The organism is Leptospira fletcheri, assembly GCF_004769195.1.
Taxonomy (GTDB): domain Bacteria; phylum Spirochaetota; class Leptospiria; order Leptospirales; family Leptospiraceae; genus Leptospira_B; species Leptospira_B fletcheri.
The window spans coordinates 61,855-79,048 of record NZ_RQET01000001.1 but is presented as its reverse complement, the minus strand read 5'-3'; the positions used below and the strand labels follow the sequence as shown (position 1 = coordinate 79,048).

General features: G+C 47.8%; 17 protein-coding genes. 10 read left to right on the top strand and 7 right to left on the bottom strand.

Annotation, left to right across the window (positions count from 1 at the left end):
* The 6 genes from bioD to serB all read left to right on the top strand — a co-directional run bounded on the left by bioD (position 1) and on the right by serB (position 5,103).
* Positions 1-666, top strand: coding sequence for a dethiobiotin synthase (bioD, locus tag EHO60_RS00325; protein WP_135766182.1), 666 nt, complete (start codon positions 1-3; stop codon positions 664-666).
* Positions 663-1,967 (top strand): adenosylmethionine--8-amino-7-oxononanoate transaminase, encoded by a 1,305-nt coding sequence (bioA, locus tag EHO60_RS00320; RefSeq protein ID WP_135766181.1) that lies wholly within the window; start codon positions 663-665, stop codon positions 1,965-1,967. Before bioD ends, bioA begins: the two co-directional genes overlap by 4 nt.
* Before the next feature lie 62 nt (positions 1,968-2,029).
* Positions 2,030-3,121 carry a biotin synthase BioB gene (gene bioB / locus EHO60_RS00315; protein ID WP_135766180.1) on the top strand — a complete coding sequence of 364 codons (1,092 nt, stop codon included), beginning with the start codon at positions 2,030-2,032 and terminating at the stop codon, positions 3,119-3,121.
* A 161-nt stretch (positions 3,122-3,282) separates the two neighbouring features.
* Positions 3,283-3,453, top strand: a complete 171-nt coding sequence (locus EHO60_RS17055) for a hypothetical protein (protein WP_167880118.1) — start codon at positions 3,283-3,285, stop codon at positions 3,451-3,453.
* 32 nt (positions 3,454-3,485) lie between these two features.
* Positions 3,486-4,232, top strand: coding sequence for a GDSL-type esterase/lipase family protein (locus EHO60_RS00310; protein ID WP_135766179.1), 747 nt, complete (start codon positions 3,486-3,488; stop codon positions 4,230-4,232).
* 7 nt (positions 4,233-4,239) lie between these two features.
* A complete protein-coding gene (serB, locus tag EHO60_RS00305) occupies positions 4,240-5,103 on the top strand; it encodes a phosphoserine phosphatase SerB (protein ID WP_135766178.1) in 864 nt (287 codons plus the stop codon).
* Positions 5,104-5,127: 24 nt separating this feature from the next.
* Here serB and mutS read toward each other — a convergent pair whose 3' ends face one another.
* Entirely contained in the window at positions 5,128-7,686 is a 2,559-nt protein-coding gene (gene mutS / locus EHO60_RS00300; protein ID WP_135766177.1) for a DNA mismatch repair protein MutS, read from the bottom strand.
* On the bottom strand, positions 7,676-8,332 hold the full coding sequence (locus tag EHO60_RS00295; RefSeq protein WP_135766176.1) for a phosphoribosylanthranilate isomerase: 657 nt from the start codon (positions 8,330-8,332) through the stop codon (positions 7,676-7,678). The genes mutS and EHO60_RS00295 overlap by 11 nt, the downstream gene beginning before the upstream one ends.
* A gap of 98 nt (positions 8,333-8,430) precedes the next feature.
* Between EHO60_RS00295 and pgeF the strand changes: the two genes are divergently transcribed.
* Positions 8,431-9,129: a peptidoglycan editing factor PgeF gene (pgeF, locus tag EHO60_RS00290; protein WP_135766175.1), complete on the top strand. Its 699-nt coding sequence runs from the start codon at positions 8,431-8,433 to the stop codon at positions 9,127-9,129.
* A 3-nt stretch (positions 9,130-9,132) separates the two neighbouring features.
* On the opposite strand, the gene EHO60_RS00285 is transcribed toward pgeF, so the two are convergent.
* From EHO60_RS00285 to EHO60_RS00270, 4 genes are read right to left on the bottom strand one after another with little or no spacing between them, the layout of a single operon-like run.
* Complete coding sequence (locus EHO60_RS00285) at positions 9,133-9,540, bottom strand: response regulator (RefSeq protein WP_135766174.1); 408 nt, start codon at positions 9,538-9,540, stop codon at positions 9,133-9,135.
* 30 nt (positions 9,541-9,570) lie between these two features.
* Positions 9,571-10,647, bottom strand: a complete 1,077-nt coding sequence (gene leuB, locus EHO60_RS00280; RefSeq protein WP_135766173.1) for a 3-isopropylmalate dehydrogenase — start codon at positions 10,645-10,647, stop codon at positions 9,571-9,573.
* An 18-nt stretch (positions 10,648-10,665) separates the two neighbouring features.
* Complete coding sequence (locus EHO60_RS00275) at positions 10,666-11,892, bottom strand: aspartate aminotransferase family protein (RefSeq protein WP_135766172.1); 1,227 nt, start codon at positions 11,890-11,892, stop codon at positions 10,666-10,668.
* Positions 11,889-13,655, bottom strand: coding sequence for a phospho-sugar mutase (locus tag EHO60_RS00270; protein ID WP_135766171.1), 1,767 nt, complete (start codon positions 13,653-13,655; stop codon positions 11,889-11,891). The genes EHO60_RS00275 and EHO60_RS00270 overlap by 4 nt, the downstream gene beginning before the upstream one ends.
* Positions 13,656-13,737: 82 nt before the next feature.
* On the opposite strand from EHO60_RS00270, the gene EHO60_RS00265 reads away from it, so the two are divergent.
* On the top strand, positions 13,738-14,103 hold the full coding sequence (locus EHO60_RS00265; RefSeq protein WP_135766170.1) for a Rossmann-fold NAD(P)-binding domain-containing protein: 366 nt from the start codon (positions 13,738-13,740) through the stop codon (positions 14,101-14,103).
* Between the two features lie 21 nt (positions 14,104-14,124).
* A complete protein-coding gene (locus EHO60_RS00260; RefSeq protein WP_135766169.1) occupies positions 14,125-15,261 on the top strand; it encodes a pyridoxal phosphate-dependent aminotransferase in 1,137 nt (378 codons plus the stop codon).
* Here EHO60_RS00260 and EHO60_RS00255 read toward each other — a convergent pair.
* Positions 15,186-16,262, bottom strand: coding sequence for a hypothetical protein (locus tag EHO60_RS00255; protein ID WP_135766168.1), 1,077 nt, complete (start codon positions 16,260-16,262; stop codon positions 15,186-15,188). The two genes, EHO60_RS00260 and EHO60_RS00255, sit on opposite strands and share 76 nt — an antisense overlap.
* A 92-nt stretch (positions 16,263-16,354) precedes the next feature.
* Here EHO60_RS00255 and EHO60_RS00250 point away from each other — a divergent pair, with 92 nt between their 5' ends.
* On the top strand, positions 16,355-17,131 hold the full coding sequence (locus EHO60_RS00250; protein WP_135766167.1) for an LOG family protein: 777 nt from the start codon (positions 16,355-16,357) through the stop codon (positions 17,129-17,131).
* Positions 17,132-17,194 lie beyond the last annotated feature (63 nt).

Here is a 17,194-nt window from a genome sequence, read left to right as displayed (position 1 = left end):
TTGGCGGTATTCGTAACGGCTACCGGGACGGATGTAGGAAAGACTCTGTTTTGTTCCCTTTTTTTGGCAAAATATGCTGAAACCCTGGGAGTAAAATATTTCAAGCCGATCCAGACGGGAGAAGATTCGGAACGCGTCAAGATCATGAATCTGACGGGCCTGAATGAGAAATATTTTTTGAAGAACTATTATACGTTCGAAATCCCGGCTTCTCCTCATTTGTCTTCGGAACTAGCGAACGTTCAAGTGGAGACAGAGGAACTATCCAGGCATCTCTTCAGCATCCGTTCGGAAAAAATTCTGATCGAAGGAGCCGGCGGGCTTTACGTTCCGCTGAAAAGGTATTATTATAATATCGATTTGATCTCACAATCCCAATTGCCGGTCGTTCTTGTGGCATCCACAGGATTAGGTACGATCAATCATACTCTTCTTTCCATAGAGGCTATGAAGCGGTCTTCCATCAAATGTCACGGTGTATTCTTTATCGGTCCCGAAAATCCGCTTCGCTCCGATAATATCCGTACCGTAATCGAAGCGAGCGAGATCGGCCTATTAGGAACGTTTTTGTTGCCGGATAGAAGGTTGGCTCGCCAGGAATTTCTGGATCGAGTTGAGAAAGAGTTCGATCCTAAGGGAATTCTACCGGAGATTCTATTCCCTTGATTTGGCATCCTTATACATCCCAATTGGGCGCCGATCCTCCCTTGAAAATCGTTTCCGCCAAAAACGAATTCCTCTATGACGAAACCGGAAAGGATTATGTGGACGGAATCTCTTCCTGGTGGGTGAGCATCCACGGTCACAACCATCCTAAGTTAGTCCAGGCCTTGAAGGACCAAGTGGACCGGCTAGATCACGTGTTGCTCGCCGGGTTTACCCATCCCCCGGCATTGGAACTGGCTCACGAGTTGCTGCAATTCACGAACTGGAAATTCCGCAAAGTAGTGTACTCCGACAACGGTTCGACCGCTTTGGAAATCATGCTGAAAATCGCCTGGCAGTATTTTCGAAATCGGGGAGATACGAAACGAAAAGTTTTCATAAAATTCTCCTCCTCCTATCACGGAGATACCATCGGTGCGATGAGTGTGGGGGGAGATTCCGTTTTTAATCGTGTGTTTCAATCCCTGCTTTTTTCCACCAAAGATTTTGTTACTCCGGCCTGCCATGATTGTCCGGTCGGAAAAAATCCGAGAACCTGTTCGGAAGACTGTCTGGACGAACTGGAAGCCTATCTTTCCCTTCATTCCGACGAAGTGGTTGGAGTTATTCTCGAGCCTTTGATCGCGGGTGCGGGGGGAATGCTTTTTCACAAACCGCAGGTCTTAAAAAAGCTGAGAGAACTGACGCATCGGTACGGGATCTTCCTTCTTTTGGACGAAGTATTTACCGGTTTCGGAAGAACGGGACGCAAATTCGCGTACGAGACCGCCGATATCGTGCCGGATATGGTCGCTTTGGCGAAAGGATTGACCGCCGGAATTTTACCGTTCGCAGTTACTCTCGTTCACGAAGAGATCTATCAGGAATTTCTTTCCGAGGAACCGCTCAAGACCTTGTATCACGGACACACGATGACCGGGTATCCTTCCGGTTGTGCGGTGGCTTTGGCTTCCTTGAAAATTTTCCAAGAGGAAAATCGACTGGATGACGTGAAGCGGCTGGAACTAGGCTTAGAAGAAGGATGGTCCAGGATTCGCGCTGAGTTTCCCGAAAAGCTTAGGAACGTCCGGGTATTGGGTGCCGTGGGAGTGGGAGAGTTGGAAACCGGGAAAGAAAAACCCGGATACGTCTATTCCTATGCCAAAGAATTCAAACGAATTTGTCTGGAAAACGGAGTCATTCTTCGACCTCTTGGAAACGTAATCTATGTGACCCCTCCCTATACGATTTCTAAGGAATCTTTAGATCGAATCTTCGGGGCGATCAGAATCGCGCTTTCCTCCTATCATGTGCCTTCTTGACATTTCTCCTGGACAGGAATATCGATTGCCAATTGCCAAGGGTCCTGGAAACTATCTGGAGAATGCAAACCGTAACCCAAAAACCCGGTGCAATGGAAGAAAAAGTACTTTCCGAAGTGCCTAGTCTGATCAGTCGCGAGGGGGCTCTCTCTATTTTAGAGGGGAAGATTCCTCTCACGGAATGTTTGGATCAGGCGTATCGTGCCAGGGAACGATATTTCGGCCGATCGGTTCGAATTCATATTTTGGATAATATTAAAAACGGCCATTGTCCGGAGGATTGCGGTTATTGCGCTCAGCGCAAAAATGCGAATTCCGGTGTGCAGGAATATCCTTTAAAATCGGAAGAGGAAATCTTCCAAGATGCGGTTCTGGCAAAAGAGAACGGAGCATACAGGTTTTGTATGGTCACCTCCGGAACGGGGCCGAATCAGAATACGACCGAAAAATTGGCTCGGACCATAGAAAGGATCCATAAGGAGCTCGGTTTAAAGGTTTGCCTTTCCGCAGGACTGTTGGATCGCGAAAAGGCCGCTATCCTGAAGCAAGCAGGATTGGACAGATACAACCACAATTTAAATACTTCCAAGTCTCATTACCCTGAAATTTGCGAAACTCATACGTACGAGCAGAGAGTGGAAACGATTTCGAATCTTTCGGAAGCCGGAATCGGAATGTGCTCCGGGGTCATCGTGGGGATGGGCGAATCTTTCCAGGACATCGTCGATGTGGTTTTCGAAATCAAGGCTCTCCGCGTGATTTCCATTCCGGTCAACTTCTTTATTCCGGTAGCAGGCCATGCCGTTCGCCGACCCCAACCGTTGACTCCCGAATTTTGCCTGAGAGTGCTGATCGCTTTCCGTTTGGTAAATCCGGACTCGGAAGTACGGATCGCAGCCGGAAGAGAGGGGCATCTCAGAAGCCTACAAAGTATGGCCTTGTTCGCTGCCAATTCGCTGTTTGCCAGCGGATATCTGAACGTAAAGGGATCCGATGCGCTGGAAACCGTCAAATTGATTTTAGACGCGGGGTTCCTTCCCGAATTCTCCTCCGGAAAAGGCGCGGAAGTGGATTGGGAAAGCATTTTAGGAAATGATTATCTTTACTCCGCGGATAATTTTCCCGAACTTTATAAATTCAGGAAAAAACCGTAGAAATAATGTAAGGTTGTTCGTAGTAATTATATCCAGAGCGTTTTTACGGAATTCGGATCCGAGAGGAAAGAAGGAAATCGTTCGTTTTCGGAACGGAAATTCGTAATAGATTGAAACTCTCGGTAGGATAAAAATCCTGGATATAACGGAGAGATTGTCGGATGAAATATAAGATCGAGATCAATAAACTAAAAAACGGCTATATTGAAGCCAAATTGATCGATACAGTTTCCAACAACCCCATCGAATTCCGTATTTGTGATACGGAAGAATATTTACAGGCTCAGATCGCCGATTGGCACAAACGTTTCCATATGAAGGACAACGAATAACTGAGAATCCTCAGGAAATTTTGTCTTGGCGTATGACAATTTTCGTTCGCGTTTGTCTTTCCTTACTTCTTCTTTCCTCCTGCGCTAGTCTTCGAAATGCGAAGATTGTGGATTATTACCATCCGAATTTCGAATGCGCAGGGAATCTAGGTTCTAGAGATCCGGACTTCTGGAAACTCTATCAGGTAAAGTATCAGGAAGCAGTCGAATTTTATTCCAAAGAGAATGCGCGGATCAAAACGGCTCGGATCGTTTTTGTAGGGAACAGCCTGATGGCCGGTTTTCCCTCGGAACTTTTGCAGCAGGAATTTCCCGGTTCCGTCAACCGTGGGATTCCGGGAGACATGACCGAGCTTCTTTTAGGCAGGCTTGAAAGCACCGTATTTCCTCTAAAACCGTCGTACATCGTCCTCGAAATCGGAGGAAACGATATCCGAGAAGGGAAGTGTTTGGATTACATAGAATCGAAGCAGAAGGAGATCGTTTCTCGGATCCGGATCGTCTTGCCGAATGCAAAAGTGATCTTATTGGGAATTCCCCCCGTATTGAGCGGGCAAGTGAACTCAGTGTCCCCGATCGTAAACTCCGCCTTGGCGAGAATCGCTGCAGGAAGTCCGAATTTCAGTTATCTGGATATTTGGCCGTATTTTCGGACAAAAGGACTTCCGTTTCTACGAGAAGAATTGGCTTTAGAGTACGAAGGAAAGACGGATAAGATTCACGTAAACGAAAACGCGTATAAGATCTGGGCGAAGCAGATCAAGCCCTTACTGAAATAACGTTCCAGTGTTACTATTCTTTACAGAACCGTCCGCAAACGCGAAAGAGGAGATCCGAAGATCTCTTGCCCGTTTCGATTCCGATCAAAGACTTCTGGAAAATACGAAAGTTTCCGTCCCGAGCGGGTGGAAATGTTTTTCGTCCGATTCTTTCGCCGTGTCCCGGGAAGATCTCATCGGGTTGCGCAGCGAACTTTCCCGATTTAGAATCGATGTTCTCTTAATAAAAAATCGTATCGTAGGAGAATCCCTTTTTTGCTTCGATATGGATTCCACTTTGATCCACGAGGAAGTGATCGACGAGTTGGCACGTTTTGCGGGAGTTTACGAGGAAGTTTCCTCGGTCACCAGGGAAGCGATGGAAGGAAATTTGAATTTCCAAGATGCGTTAAGGAAACGTTGTTCGTATTTAAAGGATTTGCCGGTTGCGGCCTTGGCGGATTTGTATTCCAGACTTTCGTTAAATGAAGGTGTCTCGGACCTTCTTCCCAGGCTGAGAGAAAAAAACGTAAGGACGGCCGTTTTTAGCGGAGGCTTTCAGGACATTCTGGAAAGATTCCGAACGGAGCATTTCATAGACGAGGTTCGCGCCAACGTTTTGGAAAGGAAGGACGGAAAGCTGACCGGAGGAGTTTCCGGAAGGATCGTGGACAAGGACGTAAAAAGGGAATCCCTGATTGAACTCAGGGAAAAGTTCCGGATTAAGAAGGAAAACGTGATCGCCGTAGGGGACGGAGCCAATGATCAATTAATGTTAAGTGAAGCTGGGATCGGAATCGGTTTTCACGCTAAGGAGGGCTTGAAAAACACGATCGTAAACTGGGTCGATTTTGCGCCCATGGACGTGCTTCTTTTTCTATTCGAGAGCTAAACTAGAGTGGGAAAAAGGACGATCTCAATCCGGATCGCTTTTTTTCCGGGCATTCAATTTTCTTTTCCATTCGTCCAACAGCCGCAGCGCTTCCATCGGAGTCATAGAGTCCAAGGGTAGGGAAGAAATCTCGTTTTTCCATTCTTTCCAAAAGGTTTGTTCGGGAGAGGAAGCTTGAAAATCCTGGAATAGGGAAGGCTCTCTCGTTCGGATCCGAATTTCCTTTTTTCTGGACTCGAGGTCGGAAAGAATTTCCCCGGCTCGTTTTACCACGGTTTCGGGGACGCCTGCCAACTGGGCCACGTAAATTCCGAAGGATTTTTTCGCCTTCCCCGGTTTTACCTTTTTTAAAAAAAGCACCTTATCATCTTTTTCTAAAGTTTCCATGTGTATGTTCCAAATCCCCGGAAGCCTAGAGAGTTCCGTAAGTTCGTGGTAATGCGTCGCAAATACCGTCTTCGGTCTCCGGGGCATTTCCGAAAGGAATTCCAAAATCGCCCAGGCTATACTCATTCCGTCGTAGGTGGAAGTTCCTCGTCCCACTTCGTCGAACAGTAACAAAGATTGAGGAGTGCAGTTCCTCAAGATATGCGCTGTCTCCTTCATCTCCACGAAGAAGGTGGATTCGCCTGCGGTAAGATTATCGCCCGCTCCGATTCTGGTAAACAGTTTGTCCACGATCGGCAACTCCGCCTTGGTCGCGGAGACACCGGAACCTATCTGAAACAGGATCTGGTTGAGGGCGATTTGTCGCATGAACGTGGATTTTCCGGCCATATTCGGTCCCGTCAGAATGGCGATCGCGTTGTCGCCCGTATCCAATTGCACATCGTTGGGAACGAATTTGGAGCCCACGGGTAAGGCGGCCTCCACTACGGGATGTCTGGACTCCTTCATGAAACTGCCGGAATTTTGACTGAATTTGGCTCTGGTCCAGCCGTAATTCTCTTCCGCCTTTATTAGAGAAAGCTGAAAATCCAAATCTCCGAATTCCTCGGATAATTCCAGAAGCTCGTTCGTAAATCTTAGTACTTCGGCGGTCATTCTTTCGAATTCGGTTTTTTCCAGAATCCGGATCGTGTCATCCGATTCCAAAATGGCTCTTTCTATTTCCTCCAGACGCGAATTCGTAAATCTTTCCGTGGTGACTAATGTCTGTTTTTTTAAATATTCCTTCGGAGCTTGTTCAGCCTGGTTTCTGGATATCTCTATGAAATATCCTACGATTTTGTTGTACTTGATTTTGAGAGTCGAAAGGCCTGTGCTTTTCTTTTCGGAAGTCTCCAATTCCAGGATCCAATCCATCCCTTTGGAACCGGCTTCTCTTGCTCGATCCAATTCCGGCAGGAATCCATCCCTTAGAAATTTACCGTTTCCTAAGATCACGGGTAATTCGTCCGTATGAAGTCTTTCCCGAATATAGGTTTCCAGATCCGCCAGCTTCGCAATCGGGTACCGGATCGGATAGCCGATCGCATTCAGAGTTTCTTTCAGAGAAAAAGCCGTTTCAATCGCCGTTAAGATCGTCTTAAAATCCCGGGGCGCAGACTTATTGTTCCGGAATCGGGTCAGGATTCGTTCCAAATCCCCCAAATCCTTCAAGGACTGTAAGATCGGTTGAGAAGGAATTTTCCGAAGTAGATCCTGTTTTTCCCATCTGGATTCCAAAACCGCAAGATCCGTCTCCGGAAAAAGGATCCTTTGTTTCAGAAGTCTTTTTCCCTTTGCTGTATGACAGAAATTTAATATGGAAAAGAGTGTGTGATTTTTTCCGTGCTCGTTTTCCGTCAATTCCAGATTTAGAATCGTTTCCCGATCCATTTCGAGAAATGATCCGGCGTTTAAAATCTTCGCCTCTCTTAAGGTTAGGGAGCCGTCCCGGTAGTTTTCCCGAACGTAATATTCGAGGCAATTTCTGACGGAATGGAAAGGATCTTTGGCCTCGTTGCCCCCTTCTGCGGAAGCGGGAAGAAGAGTGAAATTTTTCTCCCCGAATCCTTCCCAATCGACGATTCTTTCTTTGTCCTTTTCCAAAACGCAGATTTCGCTGGGTTGGAATTTTTCCAGTTCGGCCGATAGGCCCTCGGGATCGGAAACCGAGATCGCGAACTGCAACACTTCTCCCGTCGATACGTCCGCCATACCGACGAATACGAGGGCCGTTTTCGGGAGGATCATGCAGAGATAATTGCTTCTATACCCAGAAAGTAGGTTTTCTTCGATAACCGTGCCCGGAGTGATGATCCGGACCACCTCCCGAGTCATCAACTTGGGGTTGGAATCGTCCGGTTTGGATTGTTCGCAGATCGCGATCTTCTTTCCCGCCGAGAGAAGTTTTGCGATATAAGCGTCCTTGCTATGGTACGGAATTCCGCACATCGGTACGGAGTTTTGTCTTTTTGTGAGAGCGATGTCCAGGATCGCGGAAGCGATTTTCGCGTCCTCCAGAAACATTTCGTAGAAATCTCCCATTCGAAAGAAAAGGACGGAGTCTTTGAATTTCGCCTTGATGTCCATATATTGACGCATCATAGGCGTGTCCAGTGCCGCGGAAAAATCCGCCTCTATCCGTTCAGTCGACATGAGCTTGCTTTGCGTTTCGGATGAATGAAACGATCGAATTCCGGTCCTTGATTCCGGGAGAGGATTCCACTCCGCTCGCCACATCCACCCCGAACGGGGAGATTTCCCGAACGGCTCGGGCTACGGTTTCCGGCTTTAGTCCTCCGGCCAAAAAGAAAGGACGTTTGACCCCTCGAACATATTCCCAGGGAAAGGATTCCCCGGTTCCTCCTCCCGCACCGGTAACATAGCTGTCTAGAATCAGCAGATCGGAATCCAAAGAGGAAAGCGCTTCGTCGGAGACGGGTTTTTGCACTCGGTAGGAAAGGATTCTGGAATTTCTTTGTCCGTACAAGGGGGAAGCGTTTCCGGGAACCAGATTGTCGTCGCTTACGTACTGCAAATAGTCGTACGGAAGGGAACCTAATACGGATTCGACGAAAGAGAGGGAATTTCGGTAGAACAAAAAAACGACCTTAGGTCGGAGAAACTTCGGAACCCCGTTTTCCAGGACAGAGAGTAGGGAAGCAGCGTGGGAAGGAGAAATGTTTCGGACGCTAAGGGGGGAAAAATTCAAACCGATAAAGTCGGCGCCCTCGTCCACACAAAGCTTCATCGTATCGGAGTCCCGTATTCCGCAAATCTTTACTTTTACTTTTTCCGTCATTCCTATGTTCGTCCGCGAAAAACTTTTCCGAGGTCGGTTTCCCGCTCGAATTATTTTCCCTCTTTTCTATACAAGACTAGAACCTCCTGACGTCAAGTATGATCGATCACCGCTTCTATCTGGAAGATAAACGAAGTTTAAGAATTCTCGTCTTGGGGAATCGGGAACTGTCCGATTATTCCCCGGATCCCGAATTTATCCGCTCCCGAGTTTCTCATTTCAGCGAAATTCCGGAGGAGAGAATTTTTCTTCTAGATCAGGTTCATGGAACCGACGTCGTAGATTCGGATCGGATCCAGGCCGGGGCAGTTCCGCAGGGAGATGCCTTATACACTACGGAACCCCGAAAAGTGCTGGTTATCAAAACGGCCGACTGTATGCCCGTCTTCTTTTGGAACGGAAATCCGGCCTTGGTAGGAATCGTACATTCCGGCTGGAAAGGAACCTTGGCAGGAGTAGCGGAAACGGCAATCCGAGAGACTACCCGAAAATACGGGTTCGATCCCCAATCCCTTCAATTTTATATCGGGCCTTATGCAACGGGAAAGCAGTACGAGGTGGGGGAAGATGTGGCGTCTCAGTTTAGGAAGGAATGTCCTACGGCTTTGAAACAGCTTCCGACAGAGGGAAAGTTTCTATTGGAACAGAAAGTATTCCTATTGAATCGGCTGAAAAATTTGGGAGTAGAAGCCTTTCTGGAAACCTCCGGAGCCTGCACGATGACGGCAAACTCCAGGTATTTCAGTCACAGAAGAGGCGACACCGCAAGAAATCTGAATTGTATTTGGCTGGAATAATTCCTAGATCTTGATCGTCTTGCGGACGGTCGCATTCGCTTTTTCCAGGATCTTTTCCCGTTTGATGGGTTTGACCACATAATCCATTACGCCGCTATCAGATAGGTTCTTGATGACTGCGGGAGTGTTTTCGTCGGTTACGACCATGATTCTAGGAAGAACTCCTAATTCCTTGATTTCGTAAAATGCCGCGAACCCGTCCATCACGGGAAGATGAAGATCCAAAGTAATGAGATCGACCTTTTTGTTTTCTTTGTATAAGTCGACCAATTCCTTTCCCGTTTCCGCGAAGGCAACGACTTCATAACCTTCGGATTCCAGAATCTGAGCCAATTGCTTTGCCTGGAATTTGGAATTTTCCGCTACGATTACCTGGTAAGGTCTGCCGGAAGGGGCGATTCCACCTTTCATCTTATCACCGTCCTAAACAAATTGCAAAATTCACAATGCGTTTTCGATTTCTTTTCCGATTTCTTCCGTTCCGAGAATTTTCGCTCCCGGTTCAGCGATGTCGCGGGTTCTTTTTCCTTCAGAGATGACTTTTCGCACAGCGCTTTCGATTTTAGCCGCTTCCGGCTCCATAGAAAACGAGTAGCGAAGCATCAGTGCGGCGCTAAGGATCTGCGCGATCGGGTTCGCAATTCCCTTGCCTGCGATGTCCGGTGCCGAACCTCCGGAGGGTTCGTATAGACCGAATCCGCTTTCGGAGAGCGAAGCCGAGGGAAGCATTCCTATGGAGCCCGTAATGATGGATGCCTCGTCCGACAGGATATCTCCAAACATATTTTCGCAGAGGATCACGTCGAACTGTTTCGGATTTACGATCAATTGCATCGCTGCGTTATCCACGTATAGATGAGCTAGTTGGACGTCCGAAAATTCCTTTTTATGCAAATCGATTACGACTTCTTTCCAAAAAACGGAAGTTGTCAATACGTTCGCTTTATCAATACTAGTGACTTTATTGTTTCTTTTTCGCGCCGCTTCAAAGGCGACTCTTGCGGCTCTTTCGATCTCACGACGGGAATAACGCATCGTGTCATAGGCGAACTCTTCCTCACCGGAACCTTCTCGACCTTTGGGTTGTCCGAAATAGATTCCCGAAGTAAGTTCCCGTAGGATCAGTATGTCCAGACCTTCCCCTATGATCTCCGCTTTGATCGGAGAAGCGTTTTTCAATTCGGGGTAAATGATTGCAGGTCTCAGATTGGCGAATAGATCGAAATGCTTACGTAGCGGAAGTAAGGCTCCTCGTTCCGGCTGTTTTTCCGGAGGAAGAGATTCCCATTTAGGACCTCCCACGCTTCCGAATAGGATGGCGTCGGATGCTTCGCAAAGTTTTAAGGTTTCCGGCGGAAGCGGGCCTCCCGTTTTATCGATCGCGATTCCGCCTACCCAGGCTTCATTGAATTCGAATTCCGATTCTTTTTTTGCTAAGGCTTTCTTTAAGACCGATACCGCCACTTTCATGACTTCGGGCCCGATTCCGTCTCCGGCCAATACGGCGACTTTTTTCATTCTTTCTATTTTCCTTTTTTATTTCTGTTCTCTTTGAAATTCCGAGAGAACTCCCTCTAGAATATCCAAGCCGTCGTTCAGATATTTCGAAGAAATCGTAAGCGGGGGCATGATCCTGATCACGGTGTCTCCGGTAGCGTTTACGATCAGGCCTTTTTCTAGACATTTTTCCGCTATGGGTCGGGCCGGGACGCTTACCTCTATCCCGATATGCAGACCTTTCCCTCGGACTTCCTTGATGATTTTCAGATTTTGCTGCAATTGTCTCAAGCGGCTAAAAGCGATGTCCGAGCAGGAATTCACGTTGGATAAAATATCTCTGGTCTGGATGATTCGAATCGTTTCGTAAGCGATCATGGCTCCCAGATGGTTGCCGCCGAACGTGGTTCCGTGGGTTCCTTTGGCCAAAACGCTTTCGTATTTTTCGGCGACGATCATGGCACCTATCGGAAATCCGGATCCGAGTCCTTTCGCTAAGGTCATCACGTCCGGGGAGAATCCCAGAGTTTCGAACGCGAACAAGGTTCCGGTCCTTCCGAATCCGGTTTGGATTTCGTCGAGAACCAATAGCGCTTCGTTTTCGGCGGTGAGTTCCCGGGCGAGGTTTAGGTAGCCGTGGGTTAGGGGAATGATACCGCTTTCTCCCAAGATCGGCTCCGCGATAAACGCGACCACTCTTCCCGCGTACCGTTCGAAGGCGGCGACCAATTCGTCCTCACTATTCGGATTCACGAATTCGATTCCGTCGAGGAGCCGACCGAAACCGGTGTGCATTTTCTTTTGACCGGTTAAACTGATTCCTGATACGGATCTACCATGGAAACTTTTTTGCAGGGAAATAATGATGGGATCCGCGATATGTTTTTGTTCCGCGTATGCCCGTACAAGTTTAAATGCTGCTTCCGTTGCCTCCGTTCCGGAGTTACAGAGAAAAACTTTACCCGGAAAGGAATTTTGGATTAGGATTTCGGCTAACTTCGTCGCTTCCTCCGAATAGAACCAATTCGAGGTATGCATGAGCTTATCGATCTGCAGACGAATCGCTTCGATGATGTCGGGATCGCTATGTCCTAGATTGGTCACGGCGACACCGCTTAGGAAGTCGATGTACTGTTTGTTGTTCTGGTCGAAAAGTAGCTCGTTCACTCCGTATCGAAACGCGATCGGATATCGGTTGACCAGGTCGAGAACGTACTTGTCGTTTAATTCCTTGGTTTTTTGAAAATCTGTCGCCGTTTCTTTCATGAAAGTCCTGCCAATCTTAAGAATTCGATTTCCGTTTGCTTCAATTCCTCCTGGAGACTCGCCGTCAAACCGGGGATTTCGCTTTTGTTCCGCGGAGAGGCCAGACTCTTAAACGAGGAGTAGATCTTGATTTTCGGTTCCGTGCCCGAAGGACGAAGGGTAAGTTTGGCGGATCCTTCCAATTCCAATTGGATGACGTCGGAAGAAGGGAGTCCGGAAAATGCGGACTTGGATGAGGAACCTTTAGCGATCTTGTTTTTGAAATCCAGCAAACCCAAAACCTTACGTTTTCCTATTGTCTTTCCGACCAAATCCGTGTCTCTTAATAACTGCAGGGAATCCTGAATTTTCTTTTTTCCAGCCAACCCCTCTAAATTCAGGGATTTTAAACTTTCCTGGTAGAGTCCGTATTTCAGATAGATTTCATCTATGTAATCGTTCAGATCCTTTTTTTCCGCTAGGACTTCCAATAGGAGGAGAGCGGAGGAGAGACTGTCCTTATCCCTTACGAAATTTACGGGAAGATATCCGTAGGATTCCTCTCCACCGAAGAGAAAATACTGGGTCTTACTTGCGTCCAGTTTGCCCATCACTTCCGCTATGTATTTGAATCCTGTGAGAACGTTCTTCAGGGCGATTTTGTTTTTTTTCGCGATTTCGGATTGCAGATCGGTGGTGACGATCGTCTTTACTAAGACAGGTTTCTTTCCTTTCTTCTTTTTAGAGGAAACTTTTTCGGATAGGTAGGCGGCTAGGATGGAGCCGATTTGATTTCCGTTCAAAAGAGTATAGGTTCCGGCGGAATTGCGGACTCCGATTCCCAGTCGATCCGCGTCGGGATCCGTGGCGATGAAAGCCTGGGCCCCCGATTTTTCCGATAATTTCCTGCTCATCTCCAAGGCTTCCGGTTCTTCCGGGTTCGGATATTTTACCGTCGGAAATTCTCCATCCGGATCTTTTTGTTCCGGCACCAGGGTCACTTTTTTGTATCCGAAGGAATGTAACAAAGCCTTCATGTATTTCCCTCCCGTGCCATGCAGAGGAGAGTAGACCAATTTCAAGGAGGCCCTTTCTTTGGCGGTGACCAGGTCGGATTGGATTCCCGCTTTTTTCAATTCTTTGAGATAGGATGCAAAGCAGGCTGGTTCGACCTTTTTTACGAATTTCTTATATTGTGGATCCTTTGCGGAAAGAATCCTGACTTCTTTCCAGTCCTCTATCGCCTCGATCAAACCTATGATTTTCTTGTCGTCGGGCGGAACTAATTGTTCTCCCTTGGACAGATAGGCTTTGAATCCGTTGTACTCAGGCGGATTATGGGAGGCCGTCAAAACGATTCCCCCAGTCGCCTTATAATAACGGACAGCATAAGAGAGCAAAGGGGTAGGAGCTACCTCCGGAAAGAGATGTACTTTGATTCCGAAGGAAGCCGCGATTCCTGCCGTTACTTCCGCGAATTCCCGGGATCTTCTACGCGAATCATAAGCGATGACCAAACTCGGTTTTTTGGATTTCTTGACCAGATACCTGGCAAAACCTAAGGCTGCACGACCTACGGTGTATTCGTTCATTCGACCGATTCCGTTTCCGATCCTTCCCCGGATTCCTCCCGTGCCGAATTCCAAGGGAACCGTAAAGGATTCGATCTCCAGTCCCTTTTCTCCCTTCTTGAATTTTTCCAGAACGGAGACCGCTTCCTTCCGCGCAGCGGGCGAAAACGGTTCTTCCGTCCAGGCTTCGATATAAGCGATTTCGCGATTCATCAGTGTTGCCCTTTCTAGTCTATTTTCATAAAAATTCGGTTTCCCCCTGGTTCAACCCGTTTTTTGGGCCGATTCTATAAGTATGGAATCAACCGAATTTTCGAGAGAGCAACATAGGGAGTTGGATTCTCTCCGCGCCGTACTCAGAAATACAGGGGTCGTTCTTTTTCTACTTTCCGGAGCTTTGGCTTTCGGAACCTTATTTACGGAAGGTTCCGGAAAAATCGTCGTATCCGCAAGTATTGCTGTATTGACTTTTATCCTGGGTATATTGGCCTATAGCGCCTCCGTTTCGTTTCGAAGGACTCTTGCCCTGGAGGGAAAGGATCCGGAACAATTGCTGTATGCTCTCAAAGACTTGCGTCTTTTTCTACTCTGGTTCGGTTGGATCGTCGTCGGCCTTTTCTTATTTTCATTTTTCGGGGCCTTTGCCATTCTTCTTTCTTAAAGGGAGGATTCTTAAGGCAAAATGCTCCGGGATTTTTTTATCGAAGATCGGTTGGAGAGATTCCGAACCTCCGCGTCCTGCAATTTGGGGGAGAGCGGAATTCGAAACCGGGATCTTTCCGAGCTTTCCTCCTATCTAGGATTGGATCTGCGAGAGTTAGGCGGGCTTTCCCTTGCCGATTCACCCAACAGCGGCCGACCGGATTTGCGAGAGGAAATCGCTGCCTTATATCCGGGAGCTTCCGCCGACCAGGTTTTGGTGACTACTGGTACGGGGGAAGCCCTGTTTTTAGCGTTTTGCCTGTTGTTGGAAAAAGGGGATCCGGTTTCCCTGTTTTGGCCGGCCTTCCAAGCATTGTACGAGGTTCCTCTGTTTCTGGGAGCAAGATTGAATCCTGTTTCCCTTCTGGATCGGATGGAAGAGGAAGAATTCGGATTCGGAGAAAGGAATCTGAGGAATCTCTTCGAAGAGAAACCGAAATTGGTCGTACTCAATCATCCCCACAATCCTTCCGGGATCTCCACTACGAAAGGAGATCGGGAAGTCCTGCAAAAACTCCCGCAAGAATTCCCGGAAACTTGGCTTCTGTTCGATGAACACTATCGTTTTTTGGATGGGGATTCCGAGTTGGGTTGGTCAGGGTTCGGTCTATCGGAACGTTCTGTGGCTACCGGATCCGTTACAAAGTGCTTCGGGGTGATGGGATTGCGGATCGGTTGGCTTGTCGGTCCGAAAGATTTTATTGGGAAGGCGAGATCCATGAAGGATTATCTCACTCACACGGTTTCTCCCATTTCGGAATTTTTGACTTTGGCTTTATTAAGAAAAAGAAATGGGATGCAGGCATCGATCCGGAGAAATCTGGAAACCAATATTACCCTTTTTTCCCGGAGTGTTTCCGATTTGGATGGGATCGATTTTTTTCGACGTCCCGAAGGAGGGATCGTAGGATTTCCGAAATTGGATCCGAGGCTTTCTTCCGGGTTGTACGCGGATCTACTTTGGAACCAAGCCGGAATCTTCGTGCTCCCGGGTTCGGATTTCGAGACGGAAGGCTATATTCGAGTCGGTTTCGGAGAAACTCAGGAGAGGTTTCGGGAGGGATTGGAGCGCTGGAAAGCCTTAGGATCCGAAACGATCGCACGTTTGTACAAATAAGCTTCCATAAGACCGGACTGAGGAAACTCCGGTAAGAGACGGATGCTTTCCTTTCCAAAAAAGAAATGAGGCGCAGAAAGATCGGCGCGGGTTTCCGAACCTAGACTTGCGGGTTTCCAACTCCAGGAAAGATCCCGGATCCGAATCGTTAAGATGTCCCCTTGGATGGACCAATCCGTTTCCCCGCTTCGAAACGGAAGTCCGATCCGGAGTCTCGGATCTTCCTCTTTTAAAATGCTCGGATGGATCCAGACTCCTAAAGGAAACAAACGCAAATTTTCCGGATCTATGCTCTCTTGCGAACGATGTCCATAGACCCATATTTCGGATCTGCGAACGACGTTCGGACTGGAAAAGAAATCCTCGTACAAATTGCCGAGCTGGTGACTGAGCACTTTCATAGAATAGATCCTCACTTTCCATTTTCCGGGCGGCCCGAAAGGAAGGACGGATTCAGGTAAACAATCCCGGAAGGCGGAATGGGGAATTTCACATTCCCAGACGACCAGTGGAGAGAGAGTTAAGGTGGAAATCTGGGGAAACCAAATTTCCCAAAAATACGGTCTGCTCCGAAAAAGAGGTTTTCGTTTCCGATTTTGCGGTCTTGCAATTTCGGATTCCTTTTCCGATGGGGAAAACGCTCTGGAAATAGGATCCAATTCGGAGGGTTTCGTTTTGCCGAATAAGATTCCGCTCAAGAACCAAGGGTTGCCTCTACGAACGGTCCGCGTCCTGACGATTCGTTTCGCATTCGGAAATACCGTTTCTTCTTGCGTTTCCCAATAGGAAAACGGGGGAGAGTTTTCCATCCACTCAGATCGGTCGGATTTCTGTGAGGAACCGATGGGGACCGTAATTTCGGAAATCGTGCTCTCGGATCTGTAAGTTTCGATTTTTTTATGGAGTCTGATGAATCCCGCACGAAATTTGGTTTTAATTAAAAAGAAGATCCGCTCCAGGTTAGAGAGAAATTTCTGGCTTAGGCCGGAAATGGAATTCATGCGGAAAAGATATCCGAGATCGTTTTTCCGGCAAGCGTTAGTTCGACACGGAAGATCCGCAGGAACCCTAGAAATAGAATGAAGGATGGCTTATGGGAAGGGCAGCGTTCGAGAATGAGGAATTTTTACATTCCGTGGATGCGTTTCACCTCCGCGTTTTGGCGGAGATCAATTATCCGCAGGCGTTGTTTCGCGATGCAAAAATCAAGGATACGATCTGTATTTTCGGATCCGCTCGTATCCTAAGCAGCGAGGAATTTGCGGCCAGAGATAAATTGAAAAACAAGCTCACCCCTAAAGAATTGAAGTTACACGAAAAACAAGGCGAACTCGTCCGTTATTATGAGGAAGCGAGGGAGACTGCTCGGCTCATCACTCTTTGGGGGAAGGAAATTTCTTCCGATGTCCGTAGAATGGCCGTATGTACCGGGGGCGGGCCCGGAATCATGGAAGCCGCCAATCGAGGGGCGATGGAGGGAGGGGGACCTAGCCTCGGACTAAACATCCGTCTTCCTTTCGAACAGACGATCAATGCGTTCGCAGACCCGAAGATCAGCATAGAATTCCATTATTTCTTTATGAGGAAACTCTGGTTCCTTCGACTTTCCAAGGGAATCGTGGTTTTTCCGGGAGGATTCGGAACGGTAGACGAACTTTTTGAAACCTTGACTCTGATCCAAACCGGTAGAAACAACCTGAGAATTCCGGTGATTCTGTATGGGCGGGAATATTGGGATAAGGTGTTTCACATAGAGCCGATGAAGGAATACGGCCTGATCGACCCGGACGATGTGTCCCTGATCACCTATTGCGATCATCCTGTCGACGTGCTAGAAGTTCTCAAGAGGAAGGTTCCTTTTGACGATTGAGCTTTCCTACTTTTCCTTGCGGATGTTGACGAAAATGAATCACCCCGTATCCTTTTCTTGACA

Coding starts and splice junctions, on each gene's coding strand:
- EHO60_RS00310 (WP_135766179.1), top strand. CDS start 3,486: ATGACAATTTTCGTTCGCGTTTGTCTTTCCTTACTTCTTCTTTCCTCC.
- EHO60_RS00270 (WP_135766171.1), bottom strand. CDS start 13,655: ATGAATCGCGAAATCGCTTATATCGAAGCCTGGACGGAAGAACCGTTT.
- EHO60_RS00250 (WP_135766167.1), top strand. CDS start 16,355: ATGGGAAGGGCAGCGTTCGAGAATGAGGAATTTTTACATTCCGTGGAT.
- EHO60_RS00295 (WP_135766176.1), bottom strand. CDS start 8,332: ATGACGGAAAAAGTAAAAGTAAAGATTTGCGGAATACGGGACTCCGAT.
- EHO60_RS00255 (WP_135766168.1), bottom strand. CDS start 16,262: ATGAATTCCATTTCCGGCCTAAGCCAGAAATTTCTCTCTAACCTGGAG.
- EHO60_RS00275 (WP_135766172.1), bottom strand. CDS start 11,892: ATGAAAGAAACGGCGACAGATTTTCAAAAAACCAAGGAATTAAACGAC.
- pgeF (WP_135766175.1), top strand. CDS start 8,431: ATGATCGATCACCGCTTCTATCTGGAAGATAAACGAAGTTTAAGAATT.
- mutS (WP_135766177.1), bottom strand. CDS start 7,686: ATGTCGACTGAACGGATAGAGGCGGATTTTTCCGCGGCACTGGACACG.
- EHO60_RS17055 (WP_167880118.1), top strand. CDS start 3,283: ATGAAATATAAGATCGAGATCAATAAACTAAAAAACGGCTATATTGAA.
- EHO60_RS00260 (WP_135766169.1), top strand. CDS start 14,125: ATGCTCCGGGATTTTTTTATCGAAGATCGGTTGGAGAGATTCCGAACC.
- bioB (WP_135766180.1), top strand. CDS start 2,030: ATGCAAACCGTAACCCAAAAACCCGGTGCAATGGAAGAAAAAGTACTT.
- EHO60_RS00265 (WP_135766170.1), top strand. CDS start 13,738: ATGGAATCAACCGAATTTTCGAGAGAGCAACATAGGGAGTTGGATTCT.
- EHO60_RS00285 (WP_135766174.1), bottom strand. CDS start 9,540: ATGAAAGGTGGAATCGCCCCTTCCGGCAGACCTTACCAGGTAATCGTA.
- leuB (WP_135766173.1), bottom strand. CDS start 10,647: ATGAAAAAAGTCGCCGTATTGGCCGGAGACGGAATCGGGCCCGAAGTC.